The following is a 13,544-nucleotide window of genomic DNA, read 5'->3' as shown; positions in this document are numbered from 1 at the left end:
CCGGCCAGAGCTGAAGATTCCAGATCAATACTTGCGTCAATGTGGATGTACCCGATGCCTGCCGCTTTTCACCCCGACCACCTGCGCACCTGCCTGGCGCCGTTGACCGCTCGCCAGCCGTTAACGGCCGAAGCGCAGGACTACCAGCGCTTCTACGGCCTGACCCTGCCGGCACACAGCTGGCTGGGCGGCTTCCAGGCGGCGGGGTTCGACCTGGTCGGGCAGGTCTGGTTACCCGACCGCCCAACCGCCACGCTGTTCCTGTTGCACGGCTACTACGACCACATGGGCCTCTACCGGCATGTGATCGAGTGGGCACTCCAGCAGGGTTTCGCGGTGATCAGCTGTGACCTGCCTGGCCACGGCCTGTCCAGCGGTGAGCGGGCCAGTATCAGTGATTTCGCGGTGTATCAGCAGGTGCTCGAAGCGCTGTTCGAACAAGCGCGCGTGCTGCAACTACCGCGCCCGTGGCACTTGTGCGGGCAGAGCACCGGCGGCGCCATTGCCGTGGACCACCTGCTGCACCAGGGCGCACGCAGCCCCATCGATGGCCAGGTCATCCTGTTGGCACCGCTGGTGCGGCCATGTTCCTGGCGTTGGTCGAAGTTCAGCTATCGGGTACTGCGGCACTTCGTCAACGGCATCGAACGGCGCTTCAGCGAAAACACCAACGACCCGGCCTTCCTGCCGTTCCTGGAGGCCGACCCGCTGCAACCGCGTCGCCTTCCAACCGCCTGGGTGGGCGCACTGATCGCCTGGGTCAAACGCATCGAGGCCGCGCCGCGCAGTTCACGGCGGCCGTTGATCGTGCAGGGGGAGGCCGATGGCACGGTGGACTGGCCCTACAACCTTGAAGTGCTCAAGGCCAAGTTCGCCGAGCCACAAATTCTGATGCTGCCCGAGGCCCGTCACCACTTGGCCAACGAGCTGCCGGGCATTCGCCAGCGCTACTTCGACTTTATCGACCAGCGCCTGGGCTGATCACTTCAGGTCGTTGGTGCTCTGGCCAACTGCCAGGCCCGCGCGGACAGCGGCCAGGGCCGCCTGGTAGTAGGCCTTGCCGTCGGGGGACTCGGCGAAGGTGGCGAATTCTTCCAGCTCGGCGTCGGACAGGTCGCGGTAGACGTACAACAAGGTGTTGTTGAGGTCTTCGCCGATCTGCCCCATCAGCCGCTGGCGCTGGCCGTCGAGCAGGCCTTGGGCCTGGCCGCCGCCGAACAGGCCGGGGATCATCGAACTGAGGCTGTCGGCCGCCACACCGGCAATGGCCAGGCTGACTTCGGCGCCGGCTTCACGCGCCGGCAGGGCTTGGGCCAGGTGGCCGATGACCAGCAGGCGGTCGTCGCTGGCCTGAATCTTCGGCAGGCCCTTGGCGTTCTTGGCCAACTCGTCCTTGCGGGTGGCCTTGAGCTCGGCCGCCACCACTTTGCGCCCCAGCGGCGATTGGAAGAACGCCAGGGCCGGCGCCGGGTTGGCCAGTGTGGCACGCAGCTGCGCCTGGGCGCGACGGTCCACCGCCTGGGCCTGGAAGCGCTGGTTGCTGTTGTTGACCAGCGCCTGGTACACGGCGGGTGGCAAACTGTTGCGGTAGCGCTCCTGGGCGGCGGTCAGGGCATCGTTGAAGTGGGCGCGCTGGTCGGGCCAGCCGGCGGCCTTGTACAGTTGATCCAGGTTGTCTGCCCAGACAGGCATGGTGCAGATCATCAGCAGAATCAGGGAAAACAGACGGCGCATTCAGGACTCCTGTCGGCAGATGGCTATTGTCCTTGGCCCAGCGCCGGTTTGTCGAGATATCCGCGTGCTTCTCGGCCAAGTGGCGCTGTGCGGCGACAGGGCGAATGGATATGATGCGCGCCATGCACATATCCCCTGAACCCCCGATGCTTGCGGCCGTCGTCGACGATCTGGCCACCCATGGCTGGTCTCAGCAGGCACTCTTTCTGCCTGCCGAGCTGGTGCGCGCGCTGGCAGCCGAGTGCCGGCGTCGTGAGGCCGAAGGCGAACTCAACCCCGCGGGGGTTGGGCGCGGTGCTACCCAGGAGGTGCGCGAAGCCATTCGCGGTGACCAGATCCAGTGGATCGACCCAGGGCAGGCCGAGGCCTGCGACCAATACCTGGCGGCCATGGACCAGCTGCGCCTGGCGATCAACAAGGGCTTGTTCCTGGGCCTGGAAGACTTCGAATGCCATTTTGCCTTGTACCCGCCGGGGGCGTTCTATCGCCGGCACCTGGACCGTTTTCGCGACGATGACCGGCGCATGGTCTCGGCGGTGCTGTACCTGAATGAGGGCTGGCAGCCGCAGGACGGTGGCCAGTTGCGCATGTTCCTGGCCGAGGGTGTCGAGCATGACGTCGAGCCAGTGGCGGGTTGCCTGGTGGTATTCCTGTCGGGCGAAGTGCCCCACGAAGTCCTGCCGGCCGGGCGTGAGCGGCTATCGTTGACCGGCTGGTTCAGGCGGCGTGGCAATGACCCGTTCTGATCTGCCCAAGGTGCTGGTCAGTGCCTGCCTGCTGGGGCAGCCGGTGCGCTATGACGGCCGGGCCAGTGGCCATCCCAATTTGTTGCAGCGATGGCAGGCTGAAGGGCGTGTGGTGCCGCTGTGCCCGGAGGTTGCCGGTGGCTTGCCGACCCCGCGCCCGCCAGCGGAAATACCGGGCGGGCAAGGTGGCGCGGTGCTCGATGGCAGCGCGCAGGTGCTGACTGTGACGGGTGACGATGTCAGTGCCGAGTTTCTGGCCGGGGCGCAGTTGGCGCTGGATTTGGTGCGCCGGCATGGCATTCGTGTGGCGGTACTGAAGTCTGGCAGCCCTTCGTGCGGTAACCGGTTGACCTATGACGGCACGTTCACTGGTGTGAAGGTGGCCGGGGAAGGGGTGACCACGGCGCTGCTGCGGCGGGCGGGGGTGCAGGTGTTCAGTGAATTGGAGCTGGATCAGGCGGAGCAGGCTTTGGGGTAACTTGTATCGGCCTCTTCGCAGCGCAAGGCTGCTCCTACAGGGATCGCGTACCCTTGTAGGAGCAGCCTTGCGCTGCGAAGAGGCCGGCGAATGCGATACAAAACTCACTGCCCGACCGCAGTCTCCTGCACACCCTTGAACCACTTCTGCTCAAGCTCTGCAGTCCGGCCACTGTCCTTCAAGCGTTGCAGTGCATTGTTCACAGCACTTTCAAACGCCGGGTTGTCCTTCTGGAACGGAATCACCAGCTTCTTCTCGCCAATCGGCAAGCTCACATCGAGTGGGCCGTCGCCTTTGAGCGATTCACTCGACGTGGTGAGCGCGATGTCGTACTTGCCACTCTCTACACCCGTCAGCACTTCTGCTGCGGGGGCTTCGACAAACTCGGCGCGCAAGTCCAGTTCCCTGGCCAGGTCCTGGCCAAATTCGATGTCGAAACCCGTCAAGTGGTCGTCTTGTTTGAACGCGTACGGCGAGTTGTCGGCCTGTACGGCAATGCGCAGTTCACCCCGGTCGGCGACTTCGTCGATCAGCTCCGCCATGGCCAATGGACTGATCAGTACTGCCAGCAGTACCCCTATGGTCGAACGCATGTATGCCCCTTTTCTTTTAGCAGATGAAAAACTCTCGCCACGGCTTTCTTCCTCGCTGTGATCGAGCGCAGCCTATGACCTTGAAGCCTCGGCATTGTTTAACCCTGAACGAAATTTTTCTGTCAGACAATGTGAACACCTTGGCGAATAATTCAACTAATGTGAACTACCGCCGCCGTTGGATCCCAGGCTGCGGTCAATAAGTGAATCACAGGAGAAGTGAATGAATAGCCTAATTTCGCGTGCTGCCGTTGCCGGTCTGCTGATGGGCGCGTCGGTGTTCGCCAGTGCCGCGGACGCTCTGAAGAGCCAGGAGCCGCCCAAGGATGCCAAGGTCTTCATCGTTTCCCCCGCCGATGGCGCTACGGTCGACAAGACCTTCACCGTCAAGTTCGGCATCGAGGGTATGGCACTCAAGCCTGCGGGTGATCAAACCCCGCACACCGGTCACCATCACCTGCTGGTGGATGTGGACAAAGCGCCAGTGGCAGACATGCCGCTGCCGACCAGCCTGATGCCAGAGGCGGGTACCGCACTGCCTGCGGGCCCGCAGGTGCTGCACTTCGGCAAGGCGCAGACCGAAACCAGCATTACCCTGACCCCGGGCAAGCACACCCTGCAACTGATCCTGGGTGACCAGTATCACGTGCCGTTCAAGCCGAGCGTGGAATCGAAGAAGATCACGGTTGACGTGAAATAAAAAAAGGGAGGCCACCAGGGCCTCCCTTTTTCATGCTGCAAGCAAACTTAGAACAGAACGCGGGAACGGATGGTGCCCTTGACCTGTTGCAGTTTCTCTTGCGCAAGGTCCGAATACTCGGCGTCAACGTCGATTACCACGTAACCGACTTTCTCGTTGGTCTGCAGGAACTGACCGGAGATGTTGATACCGTTCTCGGCGAAGACCTTGTTGATCTCGCTGAGCACGCCCGGAATGTTTTCGTGAATGTGCAGCAGGCGGTGTTTGCCTGGGTGCGCCGGTAGGGCCACTTCCGGGAAGTTGACCGAGGACACCGAAGTACCGTTGTCGCTGTACTTGACCAGCTTCTCGGCCACTTCCAGGCCGATGTTGGCCTGGGCTTCGGCGGTGGAGCCGCCGATGTGCGGGGTCAGGATCACGTTGTCCAGGCCACGCAGCGGGCTTTCGAACTCTTCGTCGTTGGAGCGCGGCTCGATTGGGAACACGTCGATGGCGGCGCCGATCAGGTGCTTGTCCTTGATGGCGGCGGCCAGGTGGTCCAGTTCGACCACGGTGCCACGGGCGGCGTTGATCAGGATCGCGCCCTTCTTCATCGCGCGGATTTCTTTCTCGCCGATCATCCACTGGGTGGATGGCAGCTCAGGCACGTGCAGCGAGACGATGTCGGCCAGGCCCAGCAGTTCGTTCAGGCTGGTCACCTGCACGGCGTTGCCCAGTGGCAGCTTGGTCAGCGGGTCGAAGAAGTACACCTGCATCCCGAGGTTTTCGGCCAGGACCGACAGCTGGGTACCGATCGAGCCGTAGCCGACGATGCCCAGTTTCTTGCCGCGGATTTCGAACGAGTTGGCCGCGCTCTTGATCCAGCCACCACGGTGGCAGGAGGCGTTCTTCTCAGGGATGCCGCGCAGCAGCAGGATGGCTTCGGCCAGTACCAGCTCGGCGACCGAACGGGTGTTGGAGTACGGCGCGTTGAACACGGCGATACCGCGCTCGCGGGCCGCTTCCAAGTCAACCTGGTTGGTGCCGATGCAGAAGCAGCCAACAGCGACCAGTTTCTTGGCGCAGTCGAAGATCTCTTCGGTGAGCTGGGTGCGCGAACGGATGCCGATGAAGTGGGCATCGGCGATCTTTTCCTTCAGCTCGGCTTCCGGCAACGAACCAGTGAGGTATTCGATGTTGGTGTAGCCGGCGGCCTTGAGGGTATCGACCGCGTTCTGGTGCACACCTTCAAGAAGAAGGAACCGGATCTTGCTCTTGTCGAGAGAAGTCTTGCTCATCTGCGTAAACCTGTATCCCGGAGAAAAAATGGCGAGGGGTGATGCCAGGCGCGAGGGCAGCCTTAGCATGAACAGCGGGAGGGCTATGCTAGCATACGCGACACAATCTGAGCTTATCCCGACAGGTGAAGAGTACTCAGGGTGACTATGAATAAGTCGAGAGTTCCAGCGATGACCCACCCCGCTGTTATTGAAGAACTGATGACCCTTGTCGACCCTGGCAAGGTCCTGACCGACGCGGCTTCCCTGGAAGCCTATGGCAAGGACTGGACCAAGCATTACCCGCCGGCGCCCAGCGCCATCGTCTTTCCCAAGACAGTCGAGCAGGTGCAGGCCATTGTGCGCTGGGCCAATGCGCACAAGGTGGCGCTGGTGCCATCGGGCGGGCGTACCGGGCTTTCCGCCGGCGCGGTGGCGGCCAACGGCGAGGTTGTCGTTTCCTTCGACTACATGAACCAGATTCTTGGTTTCAATGCCTTCGACCGCACCGTGGTCTGCCAGCCAGGGGTGATCACCCGGCAACTGCAAAGCTACGCCGAAGAGCAGGGCCTGTATTACCCGGTGGACTTCGCTTCCAGCAGTTCCAGCCAGATTGGCGGCAATATCGGTACCAATGCCGGCGGGATCAAGGTCATTCGCTACGGCATGACCCGTAATTGGGTGGCCGGGCTGAAAGTGGTCACCGGCAAGGGCGAGCTGCTGGAGCTGAACAAGGACCTGATCAAGAACGCCACCGGCTACGACCTGCGTCAGCTGTTCATTGGCGCCGAAGGCACGCTGGGCTTGGTGGTCGAGGCCACCATGCGCCTGGACCGGGCGCCGCGCAACCTCACCGCGATGGTGCTGGGCACGCCGGACTTCGACTCGATCATGCCGGTATTGCACGCCTTTCAGGGCAAGCTCGACCTGACCGCCTTCGAGTTCTTCTCCGACAAGGGCCTGGCCAAGATCCTGGCGCGTGGTGATGTGCCGGCGCCGTTCGCCACCGATTGCCCGTTCTACGCACTGCTGGAGTTCGAGGCCAGCACCGAGGAAGTGGCTAACGAAGCCTTGGCCACCTTCGAGCACTGCGTCGAGCAGGGTTGGGTGCTCGATGGGGTGATGAGCCAGAGCGATACCCAGCTTAAAAACCTGTGGAAGCTGCGCGAGTACCTGTCTGAAACCATCTCGCACTGGACCCCGTACAAGAACGACATTTCCGTCACCGTGTCGAAAGTGCCGGCGTTTCTGCGCGATATCGACGCCATCGTCGCGGAGCATTACCCCGATTACGAAGTGGTGTGGTACGGCCATATCGGCGACGGCAACCTGCACCTGAACATCCTCAAGCCCGAGCACATGAGCAAGGACGACTTCTTTGCCTCCTGCACCAAGGTCAACAAGTGGGTGTTCGATATCGTCAAACGCTACAACGGCTCGATCTCCGCCGAGCATGGCGTGGGCATGACCAAGCGCGACTACCTGGGCTACAGCCGTTCGCCGGAAGAAATCGCCTGCATGAAGGCAATAAAGGCCGTGTTCGACCCTAACGGCATCATGAATCCGGGTAAGATCTTCGCACCTGAATAAAAAGCAGTATCCAGAGGAGTCGGCCATGAGTTACCAGCACCAGTACGTAGACGGCACGCGCATTCACTTCCCGCTGGGCAAGGTAGTGTGCATCGGCCGTAACTATGCCGAGCATGCCAAGGAACTGGACAACCCGATCCCCACCGAGCCATTGCTGTTCATCAAACCGGGCAGCTGCGTGGTGCCGGCCGAAGGCGGCTTCAAGATCCCGGCTGAGCGTGGCTCGGTGCACTACGAGGCCGAAATCGCCGTGCTGCTGGGCAAGCCGCTGTCGACTCACCCGAGCGAGGAAGAGGTGCTGGACGCCATTTCCGGCTACGCCCCGGCACTGGACCTGACCCTGCGCGACGTGCAGGCCAAGCTGAAAGAGAAGGGCCTGCCGTGGGAGCTGGCCAAGTGCTTCGACGGCGCCTGCGTGCTGCCGCCGTTCGTGTCGGCTGCCAGCTTCGAGGACGTGACGGACATCCCGGTGCGCCTGACCGTCAACGGCGAAGTGCGCCAGGACGGCAACAGCGCGATGATGCTGAACCCGATCGTGCCGATGATCCAGTACATGGCGGCGCATTTCTCGCTGCAGGCAGGGGATGTGATCCTCACCGGTACCCCAGCGGGCGTGGGGCCGTTCAATGTCGGTGACGAGCTGGTGCTGGAGCTGCCGGGTGTGAGCCGCTTCGAAAGCCGGGTGCTCTGAGCAGGAACCGCGTCGCCTGCTTCGCGGGCACGCCCGCGAAGAGGCCGGTCCTGTTTACCGATTTTTCACACCCGATCAGGATAATGCGCGCACCCACGCCCATTTCTCAGGAACCGCGCATGCCATCATCCACCACCCCGGCAACCCCCAAGCGTCGCTTCTACCTGCGCTGGCCCTTCGGCCTGGCCGTGGCGGCGGTGATCGGTTATGGCGTAGCCGTGGCCATGCACTGGGATGACCGTGGCGCGCTGTGGGTCAAGGAAAGCTTCGAAAGCACCGCCGAGCGTAGCGAAAGCGTGTGGCTGCCGGATTATCAGGTGGACATCGATGCCAAGCCCCTGCCGGGCATGGACGATGACGAAGCCTCGGACCTGGCCTTCAACCCGCATACCCGTACCTTGTTCGCGGTCATGGGCAAGAACCCGATCCTGGTCGAGTTGAGCCTGGAAGGCGACGTACTGCGCAAGATCCCGCTGAACGGCTGGAACAACCCGGAAGGCGTCGCCGTACTGGAAGACGGTAACCTGGCCATCACCGACGAGCGCCTGCACGACCTGACCGTGGTCAAGGTGGATGCGCAGACCACGGCGCTGAACCACGACGACTTCCAGAGCCACGACCTGGGCCAGTCGGTCAAAAGCAACAAGGGTTTCGAGGCCATCGCCTGGGACCCGCTGCGCCAGCGCCTGATCATCGGCGAGGAGCGCCCGCCCAAGCTGTATACCTGGAACACCGATGGCCGCAGCCCGCTCAAGGGCGAAAAGCAGCCATTGCCTAGCGAAGAGCTCGATTTGCGCAACCTGTCTGCCCTGGGTGTCGACCCTCGCACCGGCCATTTGCTGGTGCTTTCGGCCGATTCCAACATGCTGCTGGAGTTGGACGAGCAGGGCCAGCAAGTCAGCTTCATGACACTGCTGGGTGGCTTCAACGGGCTTGAAGACACCGTTCCGCGGGCTGAAGGGGTGGCGATGGACGACAAGGGCAACCTGTACATGGTCAGCGAGCCGGCGCTTTTCTATCGTTTCAAGAAGTACTGACACCATCATCAGTTTTACCTGACGCTGGCATTAAGCTTTGTTTCAGCCATTAATGTTTAGATTCGCCACCCCTGTGTCGAGTCTGCCCTTATGCGCCGTTTTGTTCGCCTGTTCCTTGTTCTGCTTGCCCTTGGCCTTCTTCTACTTGGCTGGGCCGGGCAGGAGTTTCGCCTGTTCGAGCGGGGCTGGTTCAATCTGAAGACCTGGTGGCAGCCTGCACAGCAGAGCATTGGCCTGGACCGCTATCGGGTGGTGCTGGAGGCGCAGCCAGTCGAAGGGCTGGACGATGACATCTCGGCGCTGACCTACGACCCCGACCGCAAGACGCTGTTCACCGTTACCAACGCCCGTTCGGAGTTGATCGAGCTGTCGCTGGACGGCCGCATTCTGCGCCGCATACCGCTGACCGGCTTTGGCGACCCGGAGGCTGTGGAGTACGTTGGGCCAAACAGTTATGTGATCACCGATGAGCGTCAGCAGCGGTTGATTCGCGTAAGGCTGGAAGACGACACGCTGTTCCTCGATGCCGGTGACGCCGAACAGCTCAGCCTGGGCATTGGCCTGAACGGCAACAAGGGTTTCGAAGGCCTGGCTTACGATTCGGCGGGTAAACGCCTGTTCGTGGCCAAGGAACGCGACCCGATGCTGATCTACGAGGTGCATGGCTTCCCCCATGACAACCCGGAAAAGCCCTACGCTGTGCATGTGGTGCAGGACCGCAAGCGTGATTCGCGGCTATTTGTCAGGGACCTTTCAAGTTTGCAGTTCGATGAGCGCAGTGGGCATTTGCTGGCGCTGTCGGACGAATCGCGGCTGGTGCTGGAGCTGGATGTGGACGGCAGGCCGCTGAGTACCTTGTCGTTGCGCAAGGGCTCGCAGGGGTTGCAGGCGACGGTGCCGCAGGCGGAGGGGATTGCGATGGATGAGGCGGGGACCATTTACCTGGTCAGTGAGCCGAACTTGTTCTATGTGTTCAAGCGGGGCGCAGAGTGAGCCGGTGGGGCTGCTTTGCAGCCCATTCGCAGCACAAGGCTGCTCCTACAACGGGCCGCACCTGCGGTCTCCTGTAGGAGCAGCCTTGTGCTGCGAATCGAGGGCAGCGCCCTCGCCGAAGCTTACTCGGCCTTCAAACTCTTCACCCCTTCCGCAGTCCCCAGCAGCAGCAGGTCCGCCGGCCGCGCCGCGAACAGCCCGTTGGTGACCACCCCAACGATGGCGTTGATCTGCGCTTCCAGCTCCACCGGGTTGGTGATCTGCAGGTTGTACACATCGAGGATCACGTTGCCGTTGTCGGTGACCACGCCTTCACGGTAAACCGGGTCGCCGCCCAGCTTGACCAACTGGCGCGCCACATGGCTGCGGGCCATCGGGATCACTTCGACCGGCAGCGGGAAGGCGCCCAGTACCGGCACCAGCTTGCTGGCGTCGGCGATGCAGATGAAGGTCTTGGCCACGGCCGCAACGATCTTCTCGCGGGTCAGGGCTGCGCCGCCGCCTTTGATCAGGTTCAGGTGCGCGTCGCTCTCGTCGGCGCCGTCCACGTAGAACTCAAGCTCGCTCACGCTGTTCAGCTCGTACACCGGGATGCCATGGCCTTTCAGGCGCTGGGCAGTGGCTTCGGAGCTGGCGACGGCGCCGTCGAAGGCGGTCTTGTGCTGAGCCAGGGCGTCGATGAAGAAGTTGGCGGTCGAACCGGTGCCGACGCCGACAACGCTCTTTTCATCCAGCTTGGGCAGAATGAAGTCGACAGCGGCCTGGGCGACGGCCTGTTTGAGTTGGTCCTGGGTCATGCGGGCTCCGAAAGGGGCAGGGCGGTTTCAAAGTTGCCTAGTATAACGGCTCGCACGGCTTTGCTGTGGTCGCCCGACGTAGCGCTGGGGTAGACTCCCAGCCCTTGTCCCGCGGCCCAGTGATGCTTTCCCGATGCTCGAACAGTACGTCAAGAAGATCCTCACCTCGCGCGTCTATGACGTTGCCGTCGAAACCCCGTTGCAGAGCGCCGGGCAGCTGAGCAAACGGCTGGGCAACCAGATTCTGCTCAAGCGCGAAGACCTGCAGCCGGTGTTCTCCTTCAAGATCCGCGGGGCGTACAACAAGCTGGCCCAGCTGAGCCCGGAAGAATTGGCCCGTGGCGTGGTCACCGCGTCGGCCGGCAACCACGCCCAGGGCCTGGCCCTGGCTGCACGCGAAATGGGCATCAAGGCCACCATCGTGATGCCCAAGACCACCCCGGAAATCAAGGTTGAAGGCGTGCGCTCGCGCGGCGGCAAGGTGGTGTTGCACGGCGATTCGTTCCCCGAGGCGCTGGCCTACTCGCTGAAGCTGGTCGACGAAAAGGGCTTTGTCTACGTTCATCCTTACGACGACCCGCACACCATCGCCGGGCAGGGCACCGTGGCCATGGAAATCCTGCGCCAGCACCCTGGCCAGTTGGACGCGATCTTCGTGCCAGTGGGCGGCGGCGGCCTGATCGCCGGCATTGCCGCCTACGTGAAGTACCTGCGCCCGGAAATCAAGGTGATTGGCGTCGAGCCGGACGATTCCAACTGCCTGCAGGCGGCCATGGCCGCCGGTGAGCGCGTGGTGCTGCCGCAGGTGGGGCTGTTCGCCGACGGTGTGGCGGTGGCGCAGATTGGCCAGCACACCTTCGATATCTGCCGCCACCATGTGGACGAAGTGGTCACTGTCAGCACCGACGAAATATGCGCGGCAATCAAGGATATCTACGACGATACCCGCTCGATCACCGAACCTGCCGGTGCCCTGGGCGTGGCGGGCATCAAGAAGTACGTCGAGCTGTACGGCGTCAGCGGCCAGACGTTGGTGGCCATCGACTCCGGGGCCAACGTCAACTTCGACCGCCTGCGCCATGTGGCCGAGCGTGCCGAACTGGGTGAAAAGCGCGAAGCGATCATCGCTGTGACCATTCCCGAGCGCCCAGGCAGCTTCAAGGCCTTCTGCGAGGCCATCGGCAAGCGCCAGATCACCGAGTTCAACTACCGCAAGCACACCTCGGACGAAGCGCATATCTTCGTGGGGGTGCAGACCCACCCGGAAAACGACCCGCGCGCAGCACTGGTTCAGCATTTGACCGAGCAGGGTTTCCCGGTTACCGACCTGACCGACAACGAACTGGCCAAGCTGCATATCCGTCATATGGTCGGTGGCCATTCGGCCGGTGCCAGTGACGAAATGGTGCTGCGCTTCGAATTCCCCGAGCGGCCAGGGGCGCTGTTCAACTTCCTCAACAAGCTGGGCGGGCGCTGGAATATCTCGATGTTCCATTACCGCAACCATGGCGCGGCTGACGGGCGTGTGGTGGCAGGCCTGCAGGTGCCGGAGGACGAGCGTCACCTGGTGCCGGCGGCGCTGGCCAAGATCGGCTACCCGTACTGGGACGAAACCGAAAACCCGGCTTACAAGCTGTTCCTGGGCTGAGCGGCTAAGCTTGGCTTATCGCTCAAGGATGTGAAGACATGGAACACCTGACCACCCTCAAGACCTTGCATATCATTGCCACTGCACTGTTGCTTCTGGGCGCTCTGGGGCTGGCGATCTGGACCGTGCGTGCCCGCCGGCAGGGCGATGCCGAGGCTTACGCCAAGCTGCTGCGCCGGCCGTTGGTGTTCGTCTGGCTGGTGATGGGCCTGTGCCTGGTGAGCATGCCGTTCACCGGCTGGTGGCTGGTGCACCTGGTGGGCTGGCCGCTGGGGCAGACCTGGGTGCTGGCGTCCAGCGTCATCTATACCGTTGGCGCGTTTGCCGTGTGGTGGCTGCTGGTGCGGCTGAACCGGCTGCGCAAGGCCGAGGTGGTGGGGCTGCGGTTTACCCTGGCGCTGGCGGTGTTCAGCGGGGTGTGCTTCCTGTCCATCGCCGGGCTGATGGGCGCCAAGCCAGTCTGATTGCACGCTGGCTGCTTCGCGGGCACGCCCGCACCCACAGGTATAGTGTGGCCCTCAAGGCCTGTGATGATCCCTGTGGGAGCGGGCGTGCCCGCGAAGAGGCCGGTACAGGAAAACCTCAATCCCTCAGCGAAACCACCGGCCAGCCACGCTTCTCGGCCTCGGCCCGCAGGTTCGGGTCCGGGTCCACCGCCACCGCATGCGTCACCCGCTGCAACAACGGCAGGTCATTCATCGAGTCGCTATAGAAGTAGCTGTCCTCAAGATCGAAGCCGTTCTCCAGCATCCAGCGCTCCAGCCGCGTCACCTTGCCTTCACGGAAACACGGTATATCGGTACTACGCCCGGTATAGCGGCCGTCGCGCATTTCGCATTCGGTTGCCAGCAGTACCCGAACCCCCAGGCGGCGGGCAATGGGTGCGGTAACGAAGCGGTTGGTCGCGGTGATGATCACCAATTGGTCGCCCGCCTCGCGGTGCTGCTGCAGCAAGGCCAGGGCCTTGGGCAGGATGATCGGCTCGATGCAGTCGCGCATGAAGTCGCGGTGCCATTCGTCGAGCTTGGCCACAGGCGTTGCCGCCAGGATTTCCATGGAAAAGGCCAGGTAGGCCTGCAGGTCCAGGGTGCCGTTGAGGTAGTCCTGGCAGAAGCCATCGTTGCGTTGCTTGTAGCTGAGCGGGTCGAGCATGCCGCGCTCGCACAGGTAGTCACCCCAGGCATGGTCGCTGTCGCCACCGAGGAGGGTATTGTCCAGGTCGAATAAAGCCAGGCGCATCGCGGTCACTCGCATCAGCCACAGGGTAGGCCCGCAGAATAC

The 13,544-nt window shown here is 62.6% G+C and carries 15 protein-coding genes; 10 read left to right on the top strand and 5 right to left on the bottom strand.

Going from position 1 to position 13,544, the window contains the following annotated elements:
• Positions 1–54 precede the first annotated feature (54 nt).
• Positions 55–981, top strand: coding sequence for an alpha/beta hydrolase (locus tag ACNFBR_RS02530; protein ID WP_416733538.1), 927 nt, complete (start codon positions 55–57; stop codon positions 979–981).
• Here the strand turns inward: ACNFBR_RS02530 and ACNFBR_RS02525 are convergent, their stop codons facing one another.
• Positions 982–1,734 carry a DUF2059 domain-containing protein gene (locus tag ACNFBR_RS02525; RefSeq protein WP_416733537.1) on the bottom strand — a complete coding sequence of 251 codons (753 nt, stop codon included), beginning with the start codon at positions 1,732–1,734 and terminating at the stop codon, positions 982–984.
• Positions 1,735–1,847: 113 nt separating this feature from the next.
• Here ACNFBR_RS02525 and ACNFBR_RS02520 point away from each other — a divergent pair, with 113 nt between their 5' ends.
• Complete coding sequence (locus ACNFBR_RS02520; protein ID WP_416733617.1) at positions 1,848–2,480, top strand: 2OG-Fe(II) oxygenase; 633 nt, start codon at positions 1,848–1,850, stop codon at positions 2,478–2,480.
• A complete protein-coding gene (locus tag ACNFBR_RS02515; RefSeq protein ID WP_416733536.1) occupies positions 2,467–2,958 on the top strand; it encodes a DUF523 domain-containing protein in 492 nt (163 codons plus the stop codon). The genes ACNFBR_RS02520 and ACNFBR_RS02515 overlap by 14 nt, the downstream gene beginning before the upstream one ends.
• 104 nt (positions 2,959–3,062) lie before the next feature.
• On the opposite strand, the gene ACNFBR_RS02510 is transcribed toward ACNFBR_RS02515, so the two are convergent.
• Positions 3,063–3,551 (bottom strand): transporter substrate-binding domain-containing protein, encoded by a 489-nt coding sequence (locus tag ACNFBR_RS02510; protein WP_416733535.1) that lies wholly within the window; start codon positions 3,549–3,551, stop codon positions 3,063–3,065.
• A 223-nt stretch (positions 3,552–3,774) separates the two neighbouring features.
• Between ACNFBR_RS02510 and ACNFBR_RS02505 the strand changes: the two genes are divergently transcribed.
• A complete protein-coding gene (locus ACNFBR_RS02505) occupies positions 3,775–4,251 on the top strand; it encodes a DUF4399 domain-containing protein (protein WP_416733534.1) in 477 nt (158 codons plus the stop codon).
• A gap of 47 nt (positions 4,252–4,298) precedes the next feature.
• Here ACNFBR_RS02505 and serA read toward each other — a convergent pair whose 3' ends face one another.
• Positions 4,299–5,528, bottom strand: a complete 1,230-nt coding sequence (serA, locus tag ACNFBR_RS02500; RefSeq protein ID WP_416733533.1) for a phosphoglycerate dehydrogenase — start codon at positions 5,526–5,528, stop codon at positions 4,299–4,301.
• A 171-nt stretch (positions 5,529–5,699) separates the two neighbouring features.
• Between serA and ACNFBR_RS02495 the strand changes: the two genes are divergently transcribed.
• From ACNFBR_RS02495 to ACNFBR_RS02480, 4 genes are all read left to right on the top strand, one after another.
• Entirely contained in the window at positions 5,700–7,097 is a 1,398-nt protein-coding gene (locus ACNFBR_RS02495; protein ID WP_416733532.1) for an FAD-binding oxidoreductase, read from the top strand.
• 25 nt (positions 7,098–7,122) lie between these two features.
• Positions 7,123–7,788 carry a fumarylacetoacetate hydrolase family protein gene (locus tag ACNFBR_RS02490; protein ID WP_132844873.1) on the top strand — a complete coding sequence of 222 codons (666 nt, stop codon included), beginning with the start codon at positions 7,123–7,125 and terminating at the stop codon, positions 7,786–7,788.
• 119 nt (positions 7,789–7,907) lie between these two features.
• Entirely contained in the window at positions 7,908–8,825 is a 918-nt protein-coding gene (locus ACNFBR_RS02485; protein WP_416733531.1) for an SdiA-regulated domain-containing protein, read from the top strand.
• Between the two features lie 90 nt (positions 8,826–8,915).
• Positions 8,916–9,818, top strand: coding sequence for an SdiA-regulated domain-containing protein (locus tag ACNFBR_RS02480; RefSeq protein ID WP_416733530.1), 903 nt, complete (start codon positions 8,916–8,918; stop codon positions 9,816–9,818).
• A gap of 122 nt (positions 9,819–9,940) precedes the next feature.
• Here the strand turns inward: ACNFBR_RS02480 and rpiA are convergent, their stop codons facing one another.
• The gene (gene rpiA / locus ACNFBR_RS02475) at positions 9,941–10,615 is read right to left on the bottom strand and encodes a ribose-5-phosphate isomerase RpiA (RefSeq protein WP_051098204.1); all 675 of its coding nucleotides are present in this window, start codon (positions 10,613–10,615) and stop codon (positions 9,941–9,943) included.
• Between the two features lie 133 nt (positions 10,616–10,748).
• On the opposite strand from rpiA, the gene ilvA reads away from it, so the two are divergent.
• Positions 10,749–12,263 carry a threonine ammonia-lyase, biosynthetic gene (gene ilvA, locus ACNFBR_RS02470; RefSeq protein ID WP_114169020.1) on the top strand — a complete coding sequence of 505 codons (1,515 nt, stop codon included), beginning with the start codon at positions 10,749–10,751 and terminating at the stop codon, positions 12,261–12,263.
• 38 nt (positions 12,264–12,301) lie between these two features.
• Complete coding sequence (locus ACNFBR_RS02465) at positions 12,302–12,727, top strand: DUF2269 domain-containing protein (protein WP_416733529.1); 426 nt, start codon at positions 12,302–12,304, stop codon at positions 12,725–12,727.
• 118 nt (positions 12,728–12,845) lie between these two features.
• Here the strand turns inward: ACNFBR_RS02465 and ACNFBR_RS02460 are convergent, their stop codons facing one another.
• A complete protein-coding gene (locus ACNFBR_RS02460) occupies positions 12,846–13,502 on the bottom strand; it encodes an HAD family hydrolase (RefSeq protein WP_416733528.1) in 657 nt (218 codons plus the stop codon).
• Between the last annotated feature and the right edge of the window lie 42 nt (positions 13,503–13,544).

Origin of the sequence: Pseudomonas sp. NY11955 (genome assembly GCF_048068035.1) — a bacterium.
In the GTDB taxonomy this organism is placed as follows: Bacteria; Pseudomonadota; Gammaproteobacteria; order Pseudomonadales; family Pseudomonadaceae; genus Aquipseudomonas.
Note: the sequence above shows the minus strand (reverse complement) of the source record. Positions and strands in the feature narration are given on the sequence as shown.

Excerpts from the sequence above, each read along its gene's own strand:
- ACNFBR_RS02515 (WP_416733536.1), top strand. The coding sequence starts at position 2,467 with ATGACCCGTTCTGATCTGCCCAAGGTGCTGGTCAGTGCCTGCCTGCTG.
- ACNFBR_RS02520 (WP_416733617.1), top strand. The coding sequence starts at position 1,848 with ATGCGCGCCATGCACATATCCCCTGAACCCCCGATGCTTGCGGCCGTC.
- ACNFBR_RS02480 (WP_416733530.1), top strand. The coding sequence starts at position 8,916 with ATGCGCCGTTTTGTTCGCCTGTTCCTTGTTCTGCTTGCCCTTGGCCTT.
- serA (WP_416733533.1), bottom strand. The coding sequence starts at position 5,528 with ATGAGCAAGACTTCTCTCGACAAGAGCAAGATCCGGTTCCTTCTTCTT.
- ilvA (WP_114169020.1), top strand. The coding sequence starts at position 10,749 with ATGCTCGAACAGTACGTCAAGAAGATCCTCACCTCGCGCGTCTATGAC.
- ACNFBR_RS02460 (WP_416733528.1), bottom strand. The coding sequence starts at position 13,502 with ATGCGCCTGGCTTTATTCGACCTGGACAATACCCTCCTCGGTGGCGAC.
- ACNFBR_RS02465 (WP_416733529.1), top strand. The coding sequence starts at position 12,302 with ATGGAACACCTGACCACCCTCAAGACCTTGCATATCATTGCCACTGCA.
- ACNFBR_RS02510 (WP_416733535.1), bottom strand. The coding sequence starts at position 3,551 with ATGCGTTCGACCATAGGGGTACTGCTGGCAGTACTGATCAGTCCATTG.
- ACNFBR_RS02530 (WP_416733538.1), top strand. The coding sequence starts at position 55 with ATGCCTGCCGCTTTTCACCCCGACCACCTGCGCACCTGCCTGGCGCCG.
- ACNFBR_RS02495 (WP_416733532.1), top strand. The coding sequence starts at position 5,700 with ATGACCCACCCCGCTGTTATTGAAGAACTGATGACCCTTGTCGACCCT.
- ACNFBR_RS02490 (WP_132844873.1), top strand. The coding sequence starts at position 7,123 with ATGAGTTACCAGCACCAGTACGTAGACGGCACGCGCATTCACTTCCCG.
- ACNFBR_RS02525 (WP_416733537.1), bottom strand. The coding sequence starts at position 1,734 with ATGCGCCGTCTGTTTTCCCTGATTCTGCTGATGATCTGCACCATGCCT.
- rpiA (WP_051098204.1), bottom strand. The coding sequence starts at position 10,615 with ATGACCCAGGACCAACTCAAACAGGCCGTCGCCCAGGCCGCTGTCGAC.
- ACNFBR_RS02485 (WP_416733531.1), top strand. The coding sequence starts at position 7,908 with ATGCCATCATCCACCACCCCGGCAACCCCCAAGCGTCGCTTCTACCTG.
- ACNFBR_RS02505 (WP_416733534.1), top strand. The coding sequence starts at position 3,775 with ATGAATAGCCTAATTTCGCGTGCTGCCGTTGCCGGTCTGCTGATGGGC.